The 2,024-nt window shown below is 69.3% G+C and carries 2 pseudogenes; one reads left to right on the forward strand and one right to left on the reverse strand.

The features are described 5' to 3' along the window. Window positions 1–119: 119 nt before the first annotated feature. A pseudogene (locus C1I97_RS42150) lies at window positions 120–883 on the reverse strand (IS3 family transposase); the annotation flags it as partial. Between the two features lie 63 nt (window positions 884–946). Here C1I97_RS42150 and C1I97_RS36040 point away from each other — a divergent pair. Next, a pseudogene (locus tag C1I97_RS36040) lies at window positions 947–1,897 on the forward strand (ISAzo13 family transposase); the annotation flags it as partial. Between the last annotated feature and the right edge of the window lie 127 nt (window positions 1,898–2,024).

Below are 2,024 nucleotides of genomic sequence, written 5' to 3' on the forward strand. Positions count from 1 at the left end.
ACTGTCGACCGCCCCTCCGCCGCCTACACCGACCAAGCAGCAGAGTGCCGAGCAGCACCCCTCAGCGCATCAGGAACTGGCCGCGTTCATCCGTACGCGGGTGGGGACGTTCACGTGTACGCCGACATGCGGCGGGCGCCACGGAGCGTCTCGCGTTTGAGGGCCGCGTTGAACGACTCGGCGAGTGCGTTGTCCACATTCGTACCGACCGCACCCATGGACTGCCGCACCCCCAACTCGGCGCAAACATCGGCGAATTCGCGAGAGGTGTACTGGGCTGCGCTTCGTGATCGCTGTGGAACACGGCTCCGACCAGGCTGCCGCGGGTCGCGGCGGCTGCCCTGAGCGCGTCGGCGACCAGGGAGGTGCGCATGTGGTCGGCGATCGACCAGCCCACCAGACGGCGTGAGAAACAGTCGATGACGGTGGCGAGATAGAGGAACTCGCCGTCCCCACCGGCAGGTAGGTGATGTCCCCGACGTACTTGGTGTTCGGCGCGCTCGCGGTGAAGTCGCGCCGCAGCAGGTCCGGCACGGGTGTGGCGGACGGCTAGGGCACGGTGGTGACCTGGCGCTTGCGCAGCCGCAGCCCGGTGATGCCGAACTTCCGCATCACCCGTCCGACCCGCTTGTGGTTCACGCGCTCACCCCCATCGCGCAGCTCGGCGGTGATCCGGGGGACGGCCTTAGGTGCCGTCCCACTCGGCATGCACGGCCCGGATGCGCTCGGCAAGCGCGGCGTCCGCCCGCTCGCGGACGCCGCGGGCCTCGCGGTCGGCCCGCCATTTGCAAAAGCTGGAGCGGACCACCTCCAGCACGGCACACAACCACTTCACGCCCCAGGCGCGGTGGTGGTCCTCAACGAACTGGCAGCGATTCAGGAGTCGTAAGGAAACTATCGCTGGTTTCAGCCCAACTTTGCTGCGTGACATGGTAGATGGGCTGCCGTGGCGATACCGGAGAAGATCCTCGCAGTCCTGGATGCGAAGTTCACGGCGGTGCTCCCGCACCTGGACGAGCGGCAGCGCCGCCTCTACCTGGCCGCCGAGGCCGAAGCTCTGGGACACGGCGGGATCGCGGCCGTGGCCCGGCTGGCCGAGGTCTCGGAGTCGACCATCGCGCGCGGGCGGGACGAGCTCGCAGCCGGGGCCGAAGTACTGGGGCGGGTGCGTCGGCCCGGCGGCGGACGCAAGCCAGCGACCGAGCGTGACCCGGGGCTACGGCCCGCGCTCGAGGCGCTGATCGAGCCGCGGGAGGTGGGCGATCCGGTCTCGCCGCTGCGGTGGACCACCGCCTCGCTGCGGGACCTGGCCCGTGAGCTGACCGAGGCCGGTCACCCTGTCAGCGCCCCGGTGGTCGCAGACCTGCTGCACGCGATGGGCTTCAGCCTGCAGGGCATGGCCAAGACGAGGGCCGGCAGTCACGTGCCCGACCGCGACGCCCAGTTCCGGCACATCAACACCGCCGTCGCATCCTTCCTGGAGCAGGAGATGCCGGTGGTGAGCGTGGACGCGAAGAAGAAGGAGCCGATCGGCGACTTCGCCCGCCCCGGCCGTTCCTACCGGCCCAAAGGCGATCCGATCACGGCCCCGGACCACGACTTCGTCGACCCCGACACCCCCATCGCCATCCCGTACGGCATCTACGATCTGGGCCGCGACAGCGGCTGGGTGAACGTGGGCACCGACCGCAACACCGCCGCCTTCGCGGTGGAGTCCCTGCGCCGCTGGTGGAGTGCCCGGGGCCGTCTCGACTACCCCGGTGCCGACAGGCTCCTGGTCACTGCGGACTCCGGCGGCGCCAACTCTGCCGACTCCCACCTGTTCAAGATGGGTCTGGCCGCCTTCGCCGACGAGTGCGGGCTGAGCATCACCGTCATGCACTTCCCGCCCGGCACGCAATGCCGTTGTTTGAGCTAGTGAAGCATCACCGGGTTCAGGGTGATGACGTTGGCCGGGACGCGCCGGGTGGGTCCGTGCTGCCGTTTCTTGACCGAGGGTGAGTACTTCGAATCCGGGCGCTTGA

Origin of the sequence: Streptomyces sp. NTH33, assembly GCF_003236365.1 — a bacterium.
In the GTDB taxonomy this organism is placed as follows: Bacteria; Actinomycetota; Actinomycetes; order Streptomycetales; family Streptomycetaceae; genus Streptomyces.